10 protein-coding genes are annotated in these 17,954 nt (G+C 72.0%); 3 read left to right on the forward strand and 7 right to left on the reverse strand.

What is annotated here, in order from left to right:
* Positions 1–20: 20 nt before the first annotated feature.
* From ACFVSL_RS01545 to ACFVSL_RS01575, 7 genes are all read right to left on the reverse strand, one after another.
* Positions 21–6,059 (reverse strand): IPT/TIG domain-containing protein, encoded by a 6,039-nt coding sequence (locus tag ACFVSL_RS01545; protein ID WP_386937879.1) that lies wholly within the window; start codon positions 6,057–6,059, stop codon positions 21–23.
* A 215-nt stretch (positions 6,060–6,274) separates the two neighbouring features.
* Positions 6,275–7,366: a fatty acid desaturase family protein gene (locus ACFVSL_RS01550; RefSeq protein WP_386939302.1), complete on the reverse strand. Its 1,092-nt coding sequence runs from the start codon at positions 7,364–7,366 to the stop codon at positions 6,275–6,277.
* Positions 7,367–7,554: 188 nt separating this feature from the next.
* Positions 7,555–8,883, reverse strand: coding sequence for an MFS transporter (locus ACFVSL_RS01555; RefSeq protein ID WP_386937881.1), 1,329 nt, complete (start codon positions 8,881–8,883; stop codon positions 7,555–7,557).
* The gene (locus ACFVSL_RS01560; RefSeq protein ID WP_386937883.1) at positions 8,880–9,458 is read right to left on the reverse strand and encodes an ArsR/SmtB family transcription factor; all 579 of its coding nucleotides are present in this window, start codon (positions 9,456–9,458) and stop codon (positions 8,880–8,882) included. The genes ACFVSL_RS01555 and ACFVSL_RS01560 overlap by 4 nt, the downstream gene beginning before the upstream one ends.
* Before the next feature lie 108 nt (positions 9,459–9,566).
* Positions 9,567–10,778 (reverse strand): acetate/propionate family kinase, encoded by a 1,212-nt coding sequence (locus ACFVSL_RS01565; RefSeq protein ID WP_386937886.1) that lies wholly within the window; start codon positions 10,776–10,778, stop codon positions 9,567–9,569.
* Entirely contained in the window at positions 10,775–12,940 is a 2,166-nt protein-coding gene (gene pta / locus ACFVSL_RS01570) for a phosphate acetyltransferase (RefSeq protein WP_386937888.1), read from the reverse strand. The genes ACFVSL_RS01565 and pta overlap by 4 nt, the downstream gene beginning before the upstream one ends.
* A gap of 42 nt (positions 12,941–12,982) precedes the next feature.
* Positions 12,983–14,314 (reverse strand): DUF1254 domain-containing protein, encoded by a 1,332-nt coding sequence (locus ACFVSL_RS01575; RefSeq protein ID WP_386937890.1) that lies wholly within the window; start codon positions 14,312–14,314, stop codon positions 12,983–12,985.
* 152 nt (positions 14,315–14,466) lie between these two features.
* On the opposite strand from ACFVSL_RS01575, the gene ACFVSL_RS01580 reads away from it, so the two are divergent.
* From ACFVSL_RS01580 to ACFVSL_RS01590, 3 genes are read left to right on the forward strand one after another with little or no spacing between them, the layout of a single operon-like run.
* Positions 14,467–15,837, forward strand: coding sequence for a flavin-containing monooxygenase (locus tag ACFVSL_RS01580; protein ID WP_386937892.1), 1,371 nt, complete (start codon positions 14,467–14,469; stop codon positions 15,835–15,837).
* Complete coding sequence (locus tag ACFVSL_RS01585) at positions 15,834–16,847, forward strand: bile acid:sodium symporter family protein (protein ID WP_386937894.1); 1,014 nt, start codon at positions 15,834–15,836, stop codon at positions 16,845–16,847. Before ACFVSL_RS01580 ends, ACFVSL_RS01585 begins: the two co-directional genes overlap by 4 nt.
* Complete coding sequence (locus ACFVSL_RS01590; RefSeq protein ID WP_386937896.1) at positions 16,844–17,794, forward strand: NAD-dependent epimerase/dehydratase family protein; 951 nt, start codon at positions 16,844–16,846, stop codon at positions 17,792–17,794. Before ACFVSL_RS01585 ends, ACFVSL_RS01590 begins: the two co-directional genes overlap by 4 nt.
* The last annotated feature ends 160 nt before the right edge of the window (positions 17,795–17,954 follow it).

Genomic DNA, 17,954 nt, shown 5'->3' on the forward strand with positions numbered 1-17,954 from the left:
CGGGCACCACGTCACCGGCGTCAGGCCCCGTGCTCGCGGCGCCGCGCGAGCAGCACCGCGCCGAGCCCGAGGATCAGCGCACCGCCGCCGAGCGCCAAGGGTGCGAGCAGCTCGACGCCCGTGGAGGCGATTCCGCCCGCCGGCGGCGTCGCCGGCTTCGGCTCGTAGGCGAACCCGTCGGGCAGCGTCGCGTCGCCGCAGCTCTCGCTGCCGACGACGGTGAGGTCGACCACGCCCGTGCCCGCCGGCGACACGGCGACGATCGTGCCGTCGTCGATCACCTCGAAGGAGGTGGCGGGCGTGTCGCCGAAGAGCACCTCGGTCGCCCCGGTGAAGCACTGGCCCGTGATCGTGACCTCGGTGCCGCCGGCTTCGGGGCCGGTCGGCGGGTCGACGTCGTCGATCTCGCCGACGGGCGTGTAGGTGAACGGCAGCGCGTTGCTCTCGCCGCCGGGCGTCGTCACGACGACCTCGACGTCGCCCGCCGCGTGCGGCGGCGTCACGAAGGTGATCTCGGTGTCGCTCACCTGGGTGAACGGCACCGGCACCCCGTCGACGGTGACCTCGGTCGCCCCGCCGAGATCGCTGCCCGAGATCGTCACGGTCGTGCCGCCCGTCGCCGGGCCGGAGCCCGGCGCGAGCGCCTCGAGCGCGGGCGCGGGCACGTAGGTGAACTCGAGCGGGTCGCTCTCGCCGCCCGCCGTCGTGACGGTCACCTCGACCGGCCCCGCGGCGTGCGCGGGCGTCGCGAAGGTGATCTCGGTGTCGCTCACCTGGGTGAAGGGCACGGATGCGCCGTCGACCGTCACCTCGGCGGCTCCGCCGAGCGTGGTGCCCGTGATCGTCACCGAAGTGCCTCCCGCTGTCGGCCCTTCATCGGGGTCGAGCGAGGTGAGCACCGGGGGCGCGACGTACGTGAACGGCATCGGCGCGCTGGCGCCGCCCGGGGTGGTCACCACCACGTCGACCTCGCCGGCCGCGTGCGGCGCGGTCGTGAAGGTGATCTGGGTGCCGCTCACCTGGGTGAACGACACGGATGCCCCGTCGACGGTCACCTCGGTCGCGTCGGCCAGGTCCGTGCCGGTGATCGTCACGAGCGTGCCACCGGAGGTCGGGCCCTCTTCGGGGTCGAGCGCGGTGAGCACCGCGCCCACGACGTAGGTGAACGGCAGCGGGTTGCTCTCGCCGCCCGGCGTGGTGACGACCACGTCGGCCGGGCCGCCCGCATGGGCCGGCGTCTCGAAGGTGATCTCGGTGTCGCTCACCTGCGTGAACGTCACCGGGACCCCGTCGACCGTCACCTCCGTCGCACCGGCCAGGTCGGTGCCGGTGATCGTCACCGGCGTGCCGCCCGACGTCGGACCGCGGTCGGGATCGAGCGCGGTCAGCACCGGCGCAGGCACGTACGTGAACGACAGCGGCTCGCTCTCGCCGCCCGGCGTCGTCACGACGACCTCCACGGCTCCGGCCGCGTGCGCCGGGGTGACGAAGGTGATCTCGGTGTCGCTCACCTGCGTGAACGCGATGGGCGCCCCGTCGACCGTGAGCTGGGTCGCCCCCGCGAGCGCCGTGCCGGTGACGGTGACGGGCGTGCCGCCGGCCGTCGGCCCCTCATCGGGATCGAGCGCCGTGAGCACGGGGACGTCGAAGTAGGTGAACGGCAGCGCGTTGCTCTCGCCGCCGGGGGTCGCGACCACCACGTCGACCGGGCCGGCGACGTGCGCCGGCGTCTCGAAGGTGATCTCGGTCGGGCTCACCTGCGTGAACGTCACCGGCACGCCGTCGACCGTCACCTCCGTCGCGCCCGCGAGATCCGTGCCCGTGACGGTGACCGGCGTGCCCCCGGCGGCCGGGCCCTCATCGGGCGCGAGCGCGGTGATCGCTGGGACCGGCACGTAGGTGAAGGGCAGCGCATTGCTCGGGCCGCCCGGGGTCGTCACGACGACGCCGACCTCGCCTGCGGCGTGCGCGGGCGTCGTGAACTCGATCTCCGTGTCGCTCACCTGCGTGAAGGGCACCGACTCCCCGTCGATCGTCACGAGCTCTGCGCCGCCGAGATCGGTCCCGGTGATCGTCACCGGAGTGCCCCCTGCGACCGGGCCGGCGTCAGGGTCGAGCGCCGTGAGCACCGGGACGTCGACGTAGGTGAAGGGCAGCGCGTTGCTCGGCCCGCCCGGCGTGACCACCACGACGTCCACCTCGCCCACGACGTGCGGAGGAGTCGTGAACTCGATCTCGGTGTCGCTCGCCTGGGTGAACGTCACCGGCACGCCGTCGACCGAGACCGTGGTCGCCCCGGCGAGGTCGGTGCCCGTGATGGTCACCGGGGTGCCGCCCGCGACCGGGCCGGCCTCCGGGTCCAGCGCGGCGAGCACCGGCGCGGGCACGTACGTGAAGGGCAGCGGATCGCTCTCACCGCCGGGCGTCGTGACCGTCACCCCGACCTCGCCGGCCGCGTGCGGCGGGGTGATGAACGAGATCTCCGTGTCGCTCACCTGCGTGAACGGCACCGAGGCTCCGTCGACCGCCACCGCGGTCGCCGCGCCGAGCGCCGTGCCGGTGATCGAGACGATCGTGCCGCCCGCGGTCGGCCCCTCGTCCGGCGCGAGCACTGTCAGTACGGGAGCGTCGAAGTACGTGAACGGCAGTGCGTTGCTCTCGCCGCCCACGGTCGTCACCGTCACGTCCACCTCGCCGGCGGCGTGCGGCGGCGTCACGAACGTGATCTCGGTGTCGCTCACCTGCGTGTACGACACCGGCACGCCGTCGACCGTCACCGCCGAGGCGTCCCCGAGACCGGTGCCCGTGATCGTCACCGGCGTGCCGCCGGCGACCGGGCCCGCGTCGGGGTCGAGCTCCGTGAGCGCGGGCAGCGGCACGAACGTGAACGGCAGCGCATTGCCCGGGCCGCCCGCGGTGACCACCCCCACGTTCACCTCGCCGGCGGCGTGCGGCGGCGTGACGAACGTGATCTCGGTGTCGCTCACCTGCGTGAACGGCACCGACACCCCGTCGACCGTCACGAGCTCGGCGCCGCCGAGATCGGTGCCCGTGATCGTCACCGGCGTGCCGCCGCCGGTCGGACCCTCATCGGGCGCCAGCGCCGTGAGCACCGGCGCGGGAACGTAGGTGTACGGCAGCGCATCGCTCTCACCGCCCGGCGTGGTCACCGTCACGTCGACCGCGCCCGCGGCGTGCGGCGGGGTGATGAACGAGACCTCCGTGTCGCTCACCTGCGTGAACGGCACCGAGGCTCCGTCGACCGCCACCGCGGTCGCCGCGCCGAGCGCCGTGCCGGTGATCGAGACGATCGTGCCGCCTGCGGTCGGTCCTTCATCAGGCATGAGCGCCGTCAGCGCCGGAACGTCGTAGTAGGTGAACGGCAGCGGGTTGCTCTCGCCGTTCGACGTGGTCACGATCACCTCGACCGCGCCCGCAGCGTGAGCGGCGGTGACGAAGCTGATCTCGGTGTCGCTCACCTGCGTGAACGTCACCGGGACGCCGTCGACGGTCACCTCGGTGGTCCCGCCGAGGTCCGTGCCGGTGATCGTCACCGGCGTGCCGCCCGCGACCGGGCCGGCGTCGGGGTCGAGCCCGGTGAGCAGCGGGCCGGGCAGGTAGGTGAAGGCGAGCGGATCGCTCTCACCGCCGGGCGTCGTCACGACGACGTCGACCGGTCCGGCGTCGTGCGGCGGGGTCGTGAAGCTGATCTCCGTGTCGCTCACCTGCGTGAACGGCACCGAGGCCCCGTCGATCGTCACGACCGTTGCGCCGCCGAGCGCTGTCCCGGTGATCGACACGATCGTGCCGCCGGCCGCCGGCCCCTCATCGGGAGTCAGCGCCGCCAGGACGGGGACGTCGAAGTAGGTGAACGGCAGCGTGTTGCTCTCGCCGCCGGGCGTCGTCACCACCACGTCGACCGCTCCGGCCGCGTGCGGCGGGCTCAGGAACGTGATCTCGGTCGGGCTCACTTGCGTGAACGGCGTCGTCGCCCCGTCGACGGTCAGCTCCGAGGCATCCCCGAGGTCGGTGCCGAGGATCGTCACGAGCGTGCCGCCCGCGACCGGGCCCTCGTCGGGCGTCAGCGTCGTGAGCACCGGCGCCGGCAGGTAGGTGAAGGTGAGCGGCTCGCTCTCGCCGCCGGCCGTCGTGACGGTGACGTCGACGGGGCCCGCCGTGTGCGGCGGTGTGGTGAACTCGATCTCGGTGTCGCTCACCTGCGTGAACGGCACCGACACCCCGTCGACCGAGACGGTGGTCGCCCCGGCGAGCTCGGTGCCCGTGATCGTCACCGGCGTGCCGCCCGCCGCGGGGCCCTCGTCGGGGTCCAGGGAGGTCAGCGCGGGCGCGGGCACGTACGTGAACGGGAGGGGGCCCGAGGGACCGGCAGCCGTCGTCACCACCACGTCGACCGTTCCGGCCGCGTGCGGCGGCGTCGAGAACGTGATCTGCGCGTCGCTCACCTGGGTGAAGGTCACCGGCGCCCCGTCGACCGTCACCGAGGTCGCACCGCCGAGCGCGGTGCCGTCGATCGTCACGAGCGTGCCGCCCGCGGTCGGTCCCTCGTCGGGCGTCAGCGTCGTGAGCACCGGGGCCACGAGGTTCGGGCCGACGAGCGCGCGCGCGAGATTGAGCTCGAGCAGCTCGGGAACGATCGTCGTGGGCAGCAGGCTCAGCCGGAGGGCCGTCTCCTCGAACACCGCCCGCTGCACCGCCGGCGACGGCTCCTGCACGTTCGCGAGCAGGGACACGAGCGTGTCGATCAGCAGGAGCGCGGGGTTCAGCGAATCGATGACCGGGTTCAAGACGTCGGTCGTCAGCGTCGTGAGCAGGGTGCCGAGCGCACCGGTGTCGGGGTCGATCACGGCGTCGACGATCGGGCCGAGGGCGTCGAGGACGAGGTCATCGGTGAGCCCGCCGATCGGCAGGCCGCCGAGGGCGGTGATGTCGACTGCGGCGCTGCCGTTCGAGATCTCGAGCAGGGTGCCGGTGACGGTCACGTTCACCAGCGGCAGGCTGAGCGGAGCCGGCCCGTTGACGTCGACGTCGATCACGACCGCGGCGCTGTTCAGGGCGTTCGTGATCGCGGTGCCGAGGTCGTCGACCAGTCCGTCGATCAGCTCCGCCACCTGAGTCGTCACCTCGGTCAGCACCGCGGCCGAGAGCAGTTCGGTGCTCGGGTCGAGCGAGTTCAGTCCGCCCACGAGCTGATCGAGGTCGAGGGTGATCGTGCCGTCCTCGAGGTCGATCACTACGCCGCCGCCCGAGTCGAGCGGCACGGCGAGCACGCCGTCGACTGCGGCCTGCAGGTCGACCGTGACGGACGCGGAGGCATCCCCGAGCCCGCCGATCGCGAGCACGCTGTCGACCACGCCGAGCACGCCGTCGACGAGCGAGCCGTCGGGGCCCGCGAGCCCGTCGACCGCGGTGTCGAGCTCGGTGACCGCGCCGTCGATCGTTCCGGTGATTCCCTCGACGACCGGGCTGTCGACCACGACGGTCGCGCTCGCGATCTCGTAGTCGCCGACCGGCACGCCGCCCTGGGCCACGGCGGCGTTCGCGCTGATCGCCCCGAGGCTCACGACGAGGTCGGAGATCGTCGTCGCGAACTCGTCGCCGAGGAGGTCCGCGAGATCGAGGCTCATCGGTCCGGGCGCGACGCCGGGCGCCGGCGTGACGCCCGTGCCGATCGCGCCCGAGTCCGAGATGAGCCCCGACGCGCCGATCGACGACCCGTCGATCGCGGCGCTCGCGTACTGGCCGACGACACCGGCATCGGTGAAGTTCAGCGGAATCTGCACGCCGCCGCCGATGTCGATGTTCAGCACCGACAGCGCCGAGAGCCCGAGGTTCGTCGAGCTCGTCTCGGGCGTGACGCCGTCGCTCTCGGCGGTCTCGCCGTCGATCCCGACCACCGTGCCGAGGTCGACGAAGTCGAGGAGCGATCCCGAGAGGAACTGCCCCTCGGCGTACGACTGGTCGCCCGGCGCCGCCTGCGCCGAGATCGCGCCGCCGCCCGCGGTGAGGGCGATCACCCCCGCCGCGGCGAGCCAGCGCAAAGAGCGCGGGCCACGCCGATCGGGTGCCCGATGCGCCCCCCGCCGCTTCCGATTCGTGGCCGAGCGCGCGCGTTCGTACACCATGTGACGTCCCCCCAGAGTCAACACCGCGACGCCCCCGCATCGCATGCGCTCAACGTAGGGCGACCGCGTGTCCCCAGAACAGGGGTACAACCGAAATCACCCCCAAAAGGGGGGTACGGTGCGAGCCGCCCTCAGTCGCGCCGGCGGTACTCCTGGATCATCGGGCAGTCGAACGGGTCGCGCGCGGCCAGCCCGACCCGGTTGAGGTACGCGATGACGATGCCGTACGAGTCGACGAGCCCGGTCTCGGTGTAGCGGATGTCGTTCTCCCGGCAGTACTCGCGCACGATCTCCTGCGTGCGCTTCAGCGCGGGCCGCGCCATGCTCGGGAAGAGGTGGTGCTCGATCTGGTAGTTGAGGCCCCCCATGAGCGAGTCCATGAACCGACCGCCGCGGATGTTGCGGCTCGTGAGCACCTGGCGCTCGAGGAAGTCGACGCGGACCCCGCGCGAGATGAGCGGCATGCCCTTGTGGTTCGGCGCGAACGACGCGCCCATGTAGACGCCGAAGACGCCGAGCTGCACGGCGAGGAACGCGGCCGCGAGCAGGGGCGGGAACGCCCAGAACACGAGCGCGGTCACGCCGACGAGCCGCACGGCGATGAAGGCGAGCTCGAGCCCGCGGCGCTTGACCGCGTTGCGGCGGTCGATCACGTGACGGATGCCGTGCACGTGCAGGTTGAGGCCCTCGAGCAGCAGCAGCGGGAAGAACAGGTAGCCCTGCCGCTGCGTGATCAGCCTGACGAGTCCGCGGCTCTGCGCGGCGTCCTCCTCGAGGAACGAGATCGTGTCCTTCGCGATGTCGGGGTCGCGGCCGATCACGTTCGGGTTGCCGTGGTGGCGGGTGTGCTTGTTCATCCACCAGCTGTAGCTGATGCCGACGACGAGGTCGGCGAGCACGAGTCCCGCCCAGTCGTTGACCGGCCCCGAGCGGAAGATCTGCCGGTGCGAGGCCTCGTGCGCCATGAACGCGAACTGGGTGAAGACGACCCCGAGCACCGCCGCGATGACGAGCTGCCACCACGAGTCGCCGAGCATGACGGAGGCCGCGACCGCGGCCCCGAGCACGACGGCCCAGAACACGGCCTTGCGCACGTAGAAGCCGACGAAGCGGTCGAGGAGCCCTTCGTCCTTGATCTGGCGCGAGAGCCGGGCGAAGCCGCTCTGCGCCGGATCGACCGCGTCGCCTCGGCGACGGCCTGCGGTCAGGATGACGGGCGACATGGTGCCGAGGGCACCGTCGGGGCGTTCAACGACCTGCAGGCTCACATGCGCTCTTCTCGTCGTCCGAAAGTGCGCATGAGACTCAGACGAACGATTCGGGGGCGTGTGCGCGGCCGGGTTCGACCACGAGGCGAGCGTAGGCAGACGGTTCAGCGCAGGGCATCACACGGCTGAGCCATTCGCACCCCCTACCGCGGTAGGGGTTCGGATGACTCGGCCGCCGCCGAGGCGCTGCGCAGGCCCGAGAACGAGCGCAGGTAGAGCGGGCTCGACGCCAGCACCAGGTAGAGCGCGGCGCACGCCACGAGCGTCGGCACGAGCCCGGCCTGCTCGGCCGCGAGGCCGCCGAGGAAGGCGCCGAGCGGCATGGTCGCGGCGACGCCCGCGGTCGTCACGCCGAACACCCGGGCGCGCATGCCGTCGGGGATGAGGCCGTACATCGCCGTCGAGATCATCGGGTTGATGGCGCCCGCGGCGAGGCCCGAGAGCGCCAGCACGGGCAGGAGCACCGGCACGGGCGCGCCGAGCGCCATCGTCAGGTACGGCACGGTGCCGGCGACGAGGAAGCACAGGGCGAACATGAGACGCCCCGAGAAGCGGTGGCCGATCGCCCCGAACAGCACCGAGCCGGTCAGGGCGCCGGCCGCGAAGCATCCGAACATGAAGCCCAGTTGCGCCGGGTCGCCGAGCACCTCGGTCGCGTAGAGCGGCTTCAGCACGGTCATGCCGGCCGCGTCGATCGCGTTCGTGAGCGTCACGAGCAGCACGATCGCGCGCAGCAGCGGCGAGGATGCCACGAAGCGGAGCCCTTCCATGAAGCCGCCGCGCGAGGCCGGCGCGTCGTCGGCGTCGGGCTCGTCGGCGCCCTCGGCACCGAGCCGTCGCGGCACGAAGCAGAGCACGAGCAGCGCCGAGACGACGAACCCGCCCGCGTCGACGATGAGCGCCGGCATCGGCCCGAGGAACGCGACGAGCGCGCCGGCGGTTCCTGCGCCGAGCATCATCGCGGTGCGCTGCACGGCGGACTGCGCGCCCGCGGCCCGCTCGATCGGCCAGTTCGCGAGCTTCGCGAGGTCGGGCGTCATCGAGGTCTTCGCGGTGTCGCCGGGCGGGTCGAGGAGCCCGCCGAGGAAGACGAGGGCGAGCATCGCCCCGAACGGGAGGCCCACCGTCGCGTGCAGGATCGGGATGGCGAGCACGGTGACCGCGCTCGCGAGGTCGGCGACGATCGACGAGAGCCGGTAGCCGAAGCGGTCGACGAGCACGCCGCCGAGCGCCCCGCCGATGACGAGCGGCACCGTCGCGAAGACGCCGACGACGCCCGCCGCGAGCGGCGACCCCGTCTGGGTGAGCGCGATGATCGGCAGCGCGACGAGCGCGATCGCGTTGCCGCCGAGCGAGAAGAGGGCGGCCGCGAGGTTCGCGAGGATCGGGAGCCGGCGGGCGGGCGCCGCGGTGGTTCGAGCAGGCGCCCCGGTGTCGGCGCGAGCCCCCTCGGTCTCGGTCAGCTCGCTCATTGCTCGCTCCTCGGGAAGGTGTGCGTGATCCAGCGGACGGCGCGGGTGCCCTCGCGGGGCTCGCGCCCGACGGCCCACCACTTGTCGCGCACGGCGGCCAGGTCGGCGGTGAGCTCGCGGAACTCGTCGAGGGTGAGCTGCGCGCCGCCGTCGCTCGAGTCGGAGGCGGCGATCCACTCGGGCTCGAGCCCGAGCTCGGCGTCGAGCGCCCCGAGGAGCTCTCGGTGGTACGCGTCGATCACCGCGCGGCGCATCGCCTCGGCCGCCTCGCGACGCTCGGGGTCGTCGAGGTAGCTCTCGGCGCTCAGGCTCGTCACCTCGTGCGCCGAGCGCCACCAGCGCTCGCGGCCGTCGCGCTCGAGCTCGGGCGCGGGCTCGACGAAGCCGTGCTTGGCGAGCGTCGACAGGTGGTAGCTGATCGACCCAGAGGCGGCTCCGGTCGCCTCGGCGAGCATGCCCACCGAGTGCGGGCCGTGCATGCGCAGCAGCCCGAGGATGCGCAGCCGAAGCGGGTGCGCCATGGCGCGCATGGCGCCGGCGTCGCGCAGGTCGATGGAGTTCTGGTTCTCGCTCACGGCACCATGGTAACTCTGCAATAACTGTTGCGCAATGGTCCTTGTATATTTCGCGGACGCGCGGCGAACGCCGCTCCCCGCCGAGGAGGAACGCGTCGACCGGCGCGATCAGCCCGAGACGGCCTCGAGCGTCTGGCGGGCGATCTCGAGCTCCTCGTCGGTCGGTACGACGAGCACCGTGACCGGCGAGGCATCGGTCGAGATCACGCGCGCCCCACCCGAGCTGGCGGCGTTGCGCTCGGCATCGAGCTCGATGCCGAGCCGTTCGAGGCCCGCGAGCGCGGCGGCGCGCACCGGGGCCGAGTTCTCCCCGACGCCCGCCGTGAACGAGATCACGTCGACGCCGCCGAGCTGCGCGAGGTACGCCCCGATGTACGCCTTCAGCCGGTGCGCGTACACCTCGAGGGCGAGCGCCGCGCGCTCCTCCCCCGCCTCGGCCGCGTCGACCAGGTCGCGCATGTCGGCGTGCCCGCCGACGCCGAGGATGCCGCTGCGGAGGTTCAACAGGTCGTCGACCTCGTCGACGCCGAGTCCGCCGCGCCGCTGCAGGTGCAGCAGCACGGCCGGATCGATGTCGCCTGAGCGGGTGCCCATGACGAGCCCCTCGAGCGGGGTCATGCCCATGCTCGTGTCGACCGATCGGCCCCCGTCGATCGCGCACGCGGAGGCCCCGTTGCCGAGGTGCAGCACGATCTGGCGCAGCTCCTCGACCGGTCGGCCGAGGTATTCGGCCGCGGCCCGCGACACGTAGCGGTGGGACGTGCCGTGGAACCCGTAGCGGCGGATGCGGTACTTCGCCGCGACGTCGCGGTCGATCGCGTAGGTGTAGGCCGCCGGCGGCATGGTCTGGTGGAACGCGGTGTCGAACACGGCGACGTGGGGCACGTCGGGGAACGCGCGCTGCGCCGCCTCGATGCCCTCGAGGTTCGCCGGGTTGTGCAGCGGCGCGAGGGTCGAGAGTTCGTCGATGTTGATCTTCACGAGCTCGGTGATGACGGTCGGCTCGAAGAAGCGGGCGCCGCCCTGCACGACCCGGTGCCCGACCGCGATCGGCGGGTGCTGCTCGAGCGAGGGGCCGTGGGCGGCGAACCCCTCGAGCATCACCTCGAACGCGGCGAAGTGATCCGGCACGTCGACGTCCGCATCCCAGGTGGAGCCGAGGCTGTCGTCCTCGGGGCCCTCGTGGCGGTGCCTGGCATGCCCGCCCTCACGGCCGATGCGTTCGACGAGCCCGCTCGCGAGCGCCTCGCCGCGGGCGGCGTCGACGAGCTGGTACTTCAGCGACGACGAACCCGAGTTGACGACGAGGACGAGGCTCACGAGGCATCCGCCGCCTGGATCGCCGTGATCGCCACGGTGTTCACGATGTCCTGCACGAGCGCCCCCCGCGAGAGGTCGTTGACGGGCTTGCGCATGCCCTGCAGCACCGGTCCGATCGCGACGGCGCCGGCCGAGCGCTGCACCGCCTTGTACGTGTTGTTGCCCGTGTTGAGGTCGGGGAAGATGAAGACCGTCGCCCGCCCCGCGACATCCGAGTCGGGCAGCTTCGTGCGCGCGACCGCCGCATCGGCCGCCGCGTCGTACTGGATCGGCCCCTCGACCGCGAGCTCGGGCGCGCGCTCGCGCACGAGCTCGGTCGCCCGCCTGACCTTGTCGACGTCGGCGCCCTGGCCCGACTCGCCGGTCGAGTACGAGAGCATCGCGATCCGCGGCTCGATGCCGAACTGCGCGGCCGTCTGCGCCGAGGAGATCGCGATGTCGGCGAGCTGCTCGGCCGTCGGGTCGGGCACGATCGCGCAGTCGCCGTAGACGAGCACCCGGTCGGCGAGCGCCATCAGGAACACGCTCGAGACGACCTCGACCCCGGGCCGGGTCTTGATGATCTCGAACGACGGGCGGATCGTGTGCGCCGTCGTGTGCGCCGCCCCCGAGACCATGCCGTCGGCGAGGCCCAGCTCGACCATCATCGTGCCGAAGTACGAGACGTCCTGCACGCGCTCGCGCGCCTGCTCGAGCGTGACGCCCTTGTGCGCACGCCGCTTCTGGTACTCCTCGGCGAAGCGCGCGACGTAGACGAAGTCGTGGTTGGAGAGCACCGTGGCGCGCGAGATGTCGAGGCCGAGGCCGATCGCGCGCGAGCGCACCTCGATCTCCTCGCCGAGGATCGTGAGCTCCGCGACGTCGCGCGCCAGGAGCGTCGCGGCGGCGCGGAGGATGCGGTCGTCGTAGCCCTCGGGCAGCACGATGTGCTTGCGCTCGCGGCGCGCGCGCTCGAGCAGCCCGTACTCGAACATCAGCGGGGTGACGACCTCGGGGCGCGCGATCTCGAGCCGGTCGAGCAGGGCGGGCCCGTCGACGTGCTGCTCGAAGAGCGACAGCGCGGTGTCGCGCTTGCGCTGCGACTCCGCGGCGAGGCGGCCGCGCGTGTGCGTGATGGCGAGCGCGGTCTCGTAGCTCGTCAGCTGGGTGCGGATGATCGGCAGCCCGGCCTTCAGTCCCTCGACCAGGCGCTCGATGTGCTCGGACAGCGGGAACCCGCCGTTCAGCACGATGCCGGAGATCGACGGGAAGGTGGCCGAGGAGTGCGCCGTGAGCACCCCGAGCAGCACCTCGCTGCGGTCGCCCGGCACGATGACGACGGAGCCCTCGATGAGGTGCGAGAGCACGTTCTCCATCGACATCGCCGCGATCACGACGCCGAGCGCCTCGCGGTCGAGCAGGTCGGCGTCGCCCGCGTAGAGCTCGCCGTCGACGGCGTGCATGATCGAGCGCATCGAGGGCGCGACGAGGAACTGGTCTTCGGGGATCGCCCAGACGGCTGCGGATGCCTCGCCGGCGGGCGCGGCGGCCGCCGCGCCGTGCGCGGGCGCCGAGGCGCGTCGCACGGCGTCGACGATCTCGAGCAGCCCCTCGGGGTCGGCCCGGTTGACGACGATGCCGAGGAGCGAGGCGTGCTCGCGTTCGAGCTCCTCGACGGCGAGCTCGGTGAGCTGGGCGAGCTCGTCGGCCGTGCGGGCCTCGGTGTCGCCGAGGTGCTCGCTGCGTCCGCGACCCTGGCCCTCGCCGACGCGGCCGCCGAGCACGAGCAGCACGGGCGCGCCGAGGTTCGCCGCGATGCGGGCGTTGTAGGCGAGCTCGGTCGGGCTGCCGACGTCGGTGTAGTCGGAGCCGATGATCACGACCGCGTCGCAGCGGCCCTCGATCGCCTTGAACCGACGCACGATGGTCGCGAGCGCGGCATCGGGGTTCGCGTGCACCTCCTCGTAGGAGACGCCGATCGCCTCCTCGTACTCGATCGGCACGACCCCGTCGTGCGCGAGCAGGAGCTCGAGCACGTAGTCGCGCTCGGCGGTCGAGCGGGCGATCGGCCGGAAGACGCCGACCCGGGTCGCGCGGTGGGTGAGGGTGTCGAGGGTGCCGAGCGCCACCGTGGACTTGCCGGTGTTGCCCTCGGCCGAGCAGATGTAGATGCTGTGCGCCACGCCTCCCAGCCTATTCGGCGGGCCGTGCGGGGTGACTGGCAATCAGCTGCGTTCGATCGCCGGCAGCACGTAGCCGCCGTCGAGCACCGACTCGTCGGGCATGTACATCCGCAGGAGCGGCCGGAATGCCCCCGTCGGCGTCGGCAGCCAGTTCGCGGCGGCCGTCGGGTCGACGGGCCGCGTCGAGCTCATCGTGATGGTGACCCCGCCGTCGGCGTCGCGCACGACGCCGGGCGTGCGGTCGCCGATCGAGTACCGGTCGATCTCGTTGTCGACGAGGTAGAAGTCGGGCACGTCGTACATCGTGACCGACCAGAACGCGCCCACGGGCGGGGTCGGCGAGAACCGCAGGGTGTAGTTGCGGGCGCCGTCGAGCGGTTCGCCCGCGGCGTCGACGTAGGTCATGACGTAGGCGGCCTCGTAGGCGTGGTTGCCCCACAGTCCGGCCCGGGCCGCCGCCGCCCGCTGGGCGATGCGCACCTTCGGGTCGGCGATCTTCCATGCGTCGTCGTCGATCGCGCCGACCTCGAAGAAGTCGAGGTTGTAGTCGAAGACGTGGTACGTCAGCTGCCAGCCGTTGACGACCGGTGCGAGGTTCGAGTGGAGAATCTGCTCGAGCACCTTGCGACCCTCGGCGAAGCCGAGCTCCAGGGCGGACGTCACGTCGTCGTCGAGCGAGCCGACGGGCTCCTGGCCGGTGAGGCCGAGCGGCGCGAACGAGGCCTGGAGCGCGGCGTCCCGTTCGGCCGGCGGGAAGGCCTGGGAGTACACGCGGAACCGTTCGAAGAAGTCGAGCGCGTCCGACGGCCCCGGCCCGGTGGCCGGGAGTCCGACCGGGGGCACGAGCGAGCGGAGCACCGGCGTGAGCGTCGTCGCGTCCTGCAGTGCGTGCACGGCGGGCAGGTCGGCCTCGCCGTCGCACGCCCAGCGGCCCACGATCGAGGCGATCCGGGTCGGGAAGCGGATCGGGGTCGCATCGCCGTCGACCTCCCCGTCCCAATCGGGCGGAAGCAGCAGGAACTCGCGGGCCGACGTGCCCGTGGCCCGCTTGCCGACGTACGCGAAGTTGTTCGTCCACGCGTCCACGAACTGCATCACGTAGTAGCGATCGCCCGCGTCGGGCACGCTGAACCGCACCGGGCCGACGCTGAGGTCGACGTTCGCGATCGAGTAGACGGTGTCGTTGTTGATCGAGACGAACGTGTCCTCCGCCGTCGTGAGCGTGCGGGCGTGGCTGAACGAGTTGAGCGCGGCCGCCGGGTTCGCCCCGACGCCGGTGGACACGTACCGATCGACCTGTTCGAGGTCGAACACGATCGGGAAGCCGTACAGGTACGCCTTCGACGCCAGTTCCACCAGTGCTGCATCCGCCATGTTCTCCCCCTCGACGATCGTGATCGAAGCCTATGGCTTCCACGCGAACCGGCGCGAGCGGAACCCGAGCGGCATTCGCCTATGCTGATCGGGCACATCGACGTGCCGTGCCGTCCCCCTGCGGTGCGTACCCGAACCCGAATCGACCACCTGTGAACCCCATCGCCCTCATCGGAGCGGGCCCATCGGGCCTCGCCGGCGCGCGCGCCCTCAGCCGCGCCGGACTCCCCTTCCACGGTTTCGAGGCCGGCGCCGACGTCGGCGGCCTCTGGAACATCGACAACCCGCGCTCGACGATGTACGAGTCGGCGCACCTCATCTCGAGTCGCACGACGACCGAGTTCGCCGAGTTCCCGATGCGCTCGACGGCCGACTACCCGGGTCACCGCGAGCTCCTCGGCTACTTCCGCGACTACGCCGACGAGTTCGGCCTCCGCGAGCACTTCCGCTTCGAGACGCGGGTGACCGCGGTCGAGCCGCTGCCGGCGGCCGACGGCAAGACCCCGGGTTCGAACGGCTGGCGCCTCACCGCCGTCGACGCCTCCGGCGCGACCTTCACGGGCGACTACTCCTCCGTGATCCTCGCGAACGGCACCCTCGCCGAGCCGAACGTGCCCGCGTTCCGCGGCGAGTTCACCGGCGAGCTCATGCACACGAGCGCCTACAAGTCGGCGAAGGTGTTCGACGGCGAGCGCGTGCTCATCATCGGTGCGGGCAACTCCGGCTGCGACATCGCCGTCGACGCGGTGCAACACGCGGCATCCGTCGACCTGTCGGTGCGCCGCGGCTACTACTTCGTGCCGCGGTACCTGTTCGGCAGGCCCTCCGACACGCTCAACCAGGGTCGCCCCCTGCCCGCGCCGATCAAGCAGTTCATCGACACCCGGGTGCTGAAGGCGTTCACCGGCGACCCGGTGCGCTTCGGGTTCCCGAAGCCCGACTACAGGATCTACGAGTCGCACCCCATCGTGAACACACTGATCCTGAACCACCTCGGCCAGGGCGACCTGCGCATCGTGCCCGACGTCGACCGCTTCGACGGTCGCACCGTGCACTTCGCCGACGGCAGCTCGGCCGAGTACGACCGCGTCGTGCTCGCGACCGGCTACACGCTCGACTACCCGTTCGTCGCCCGAGAGCACCTCGACTGGACGGAGGCGTCGCCGACGCTCTTCCTCAACATCTTCCCGCCGAGCTTCAACGGCCTGTTCGTGCTCGGCATGATCGAGGCCTCGGGCATCGGCTGGCAGGGCCGCGCCGAGCAGGCCGAGCTCATCGCCGCCTACCTCGCCGCCGCCTCGAGCGCGCCCGAGCAGGCGGCCCGCTTCAGGGCCAGGGCGGATGCCCCGTGGCCCGACCTCACCGGCGGATACGACTACCTCGGACTCGACCGGATGTCGTACTACGTGAACAAGGACGCGTACCGGCGCACGGTGACGCGACTGCGCAAGACGCTGCCCGAGGCATCCGGCTCGCCCAGTTCGACGGCGAAGGCCGTCTCGACCGACGGAGTCCGCGCATGAACATCGACGACGTCGTCCTGAACTTCACCCCCGGCTCGATGCTCGCCCTGAACGTCGTGCTCGGGTTCATCATGTTCGGCATCGCGCTCGACACCGCGCCGAGCGACTTCAGGGCCGTGCTCACCGCGCCGAAGGCCATGATCATCGCGATGCTCGCGCAGGTCGTCCTGCTGCCGGCGGTCACCTTCGGGCTCACCCTGCTGCTGAACGTGCAGGCGTCGATCGCGCTCGGCATGATCCTCGTCGCGTGCTGCCCGCCCGGCAACATCTCGCAGGTGCTGACCTACCGCGCCCGCGGCAACGTGGCGCTCTCGGTCTCGATGACGGCCGTCGCGAACGCGCTCTACATCTTCGTGCTGCCGATCAGCATCGTCTTCTGGGGCAGCCTGCACCCGACGGCGTCGGAGCTGGTGCGCGAGGTCAGCCTCAACGGCTGGCAGATGCTGCTCGAGATCTTCCTCATCATCGGACTGCCGTTCTTCGCCGGCCTCCTGATCCGCGCGAAGTGGCCGCGCTTCGCGGCACGGGTGCAGCCCTACGCCCGGTGGATCAGCCTCGCCGCCCTCGTCGGCTTCATCGTCATCGCGCTCGTCGGCAACTGGGCGATCTTCATGGCGTACATCGGCGTCGTGCTCGTCGCGGTGTTCCTGCACGACGCCGTCGCACTCGGGCTCGGCTACGCGAGCGCCCGCATCGGCGGGCTCGGCGTGCGCGACCGCAAGGCGATCACCTTCGAGGTCGGCATCCGCAACGCGGGCCTCGGACTCGGCCTCGTGTTCGCGTTCTTCGACGGCCTCGGCGGCATGGCGATCGTCGCCGGCTGGTGGGGAATCTGGGACATCATCGCGGGCCTCGCGGTCGCGACGCTGTGGGCGCGGCACTCGGCGAAGCGGTCGGATGCCACGGCGCCGGAGCCCGCGGTCGCGGCCGGAGCCGGGGCATCCGATGGCGGCGATGCCGTCGGCGCCGCCGATGCCGCCGGCTCGTCCGGAAGCGAGCCGGTCGCATGAGGCGCGTGCTCGTCACCGGCGGATCCGGGTTCCTCGGCTCCTCGGCGGTGCGCGCCCTCGCGAGCGACCCGCGCGTCGAGCTCGTCGTCTCGGGCGACGTGCGCGAGCCCGCCTCGACGCCCGACGGGGTCGTCGTCGAGGCGTGCGACGTGACCGACGCCCTGGCCGTCGCCGCCGTCGTGCGGGAGCACCGGATCGACACGATCGTGCACCTCGCCGCGATCGTGAACCCCGGCGCCCTCGACGAGGAGATCGAGTACCTGGTCGACGTCGAGGGCACCCGCAACGTGCTCGACGCGGCCGTCGCGTACGGCGTCTCCCGCATCGTCGTCTCGTCGTCGGGCGCCGCGTACGGGTACCACGCCGACAACCCCGAGTGGCTGCGCGAGGACGACGCGATCCGCGGCAACGAGGAGTTCAGCTACTCCCGGCACAAGCGCCTCGTCGAGGAGATGCTCGCCGACTACCGCGAGGCCCACCCCGCACTCGAACAGGTCGTGCTCCGCATCGGCACCATCCTGGGGCCGACCGTCGCGAACCAGATCACCGCCCTCTGGGACGGCCCGCGCATCCTCGCCATCCGCGGCTCCGACAGCCCGTTCGTGTTCGTCTGGGTCGACGACGTGGTCGGCGCGATCGCGACGGCCGCGACGGGCGAGGCCACCGGGGCGTTCAACGTCGCCGGCGACGGCCGGGTGACCGTGCACGAGATCGCCGCAGCGCTCGACAAGCGCACGCTGACGCTGTCGCCCGCACTGCTCGCGTTCGCCCTGCGCGCGGGGCGCGCCCTGCGGCTCACCGTGCACGGCCCCGAGCGCGTCGGGTTCCTGCGGTACCGGCCGGTGCTCGCGAACGCCCGGCTCAAGTCGGAGCTGGGCTACGTCCCCGCGAAGACGAGCCGCGAGGCGTTCGACGCCTACCTCGCGGCACGGGCGGCGGGCGCGTAGGGCGCGCTCGCAACCTGGGGGCATGCACGCTTCAGGACGACGGCACGGCGGGAGGGAGGGCCCACGTGGGCGAGGGCTACGGTCGGGTGCGTGCAGAATGCAGGATGCTCCGTGCGACACGCCGCACGCGGCATCCCGGCTGCGGGCGCGCCGCGCCGGA

It is taken from the genome of Agromyces sp. NPDC058064 (genome assembly GCF_042885275.1).
Lineage (GTDB): Bacteria > Actinomycetota > Actinomycetes > Actinomycetales > Microbacteriaceae > Agromyces.

Bases quoted from the DNA above. Each gene is read 5' to 3' on its own strand.
- ACFVSL_RS01550 (WP_386939302.1), bottom strand. From the start codon at position 7,366: ATGTCGCCCGTCATCCTGACCGCAGGCCGTCGCCGAGGCGACGCGGTC.
- ACFVSL_RS01555 (WP_386937881.1), bottom strand. From the start codon at position 8,883: ATGAGCGAGCTGACCGAGACCGAGGGGGCTCGCGCCGACACCGGGGCG.
- ACFVSL_RS01575 (WP_386937890.1), bottom strand. From the start codon at position 14,314: ATGGCGGATGCAGCACTGGTGGAACTGGCGTCGAAGGCGTACCTGTAC.
- ACFVSL_RS01585 (WP_386937894.1), top strand. From the start codon at position 15,834: ATGAACATCGACGACGTCGTCCTGAACTTCACCCCCGGCTCGATGCTC.
- ACFVSL_RS01590 (WP_386937896.1), top strand. From the start codon at position 16,844: ATGAGGCGCGTGCTCGTCACCGGCGGATCCGGGTTCCTCGGCTCCTCG.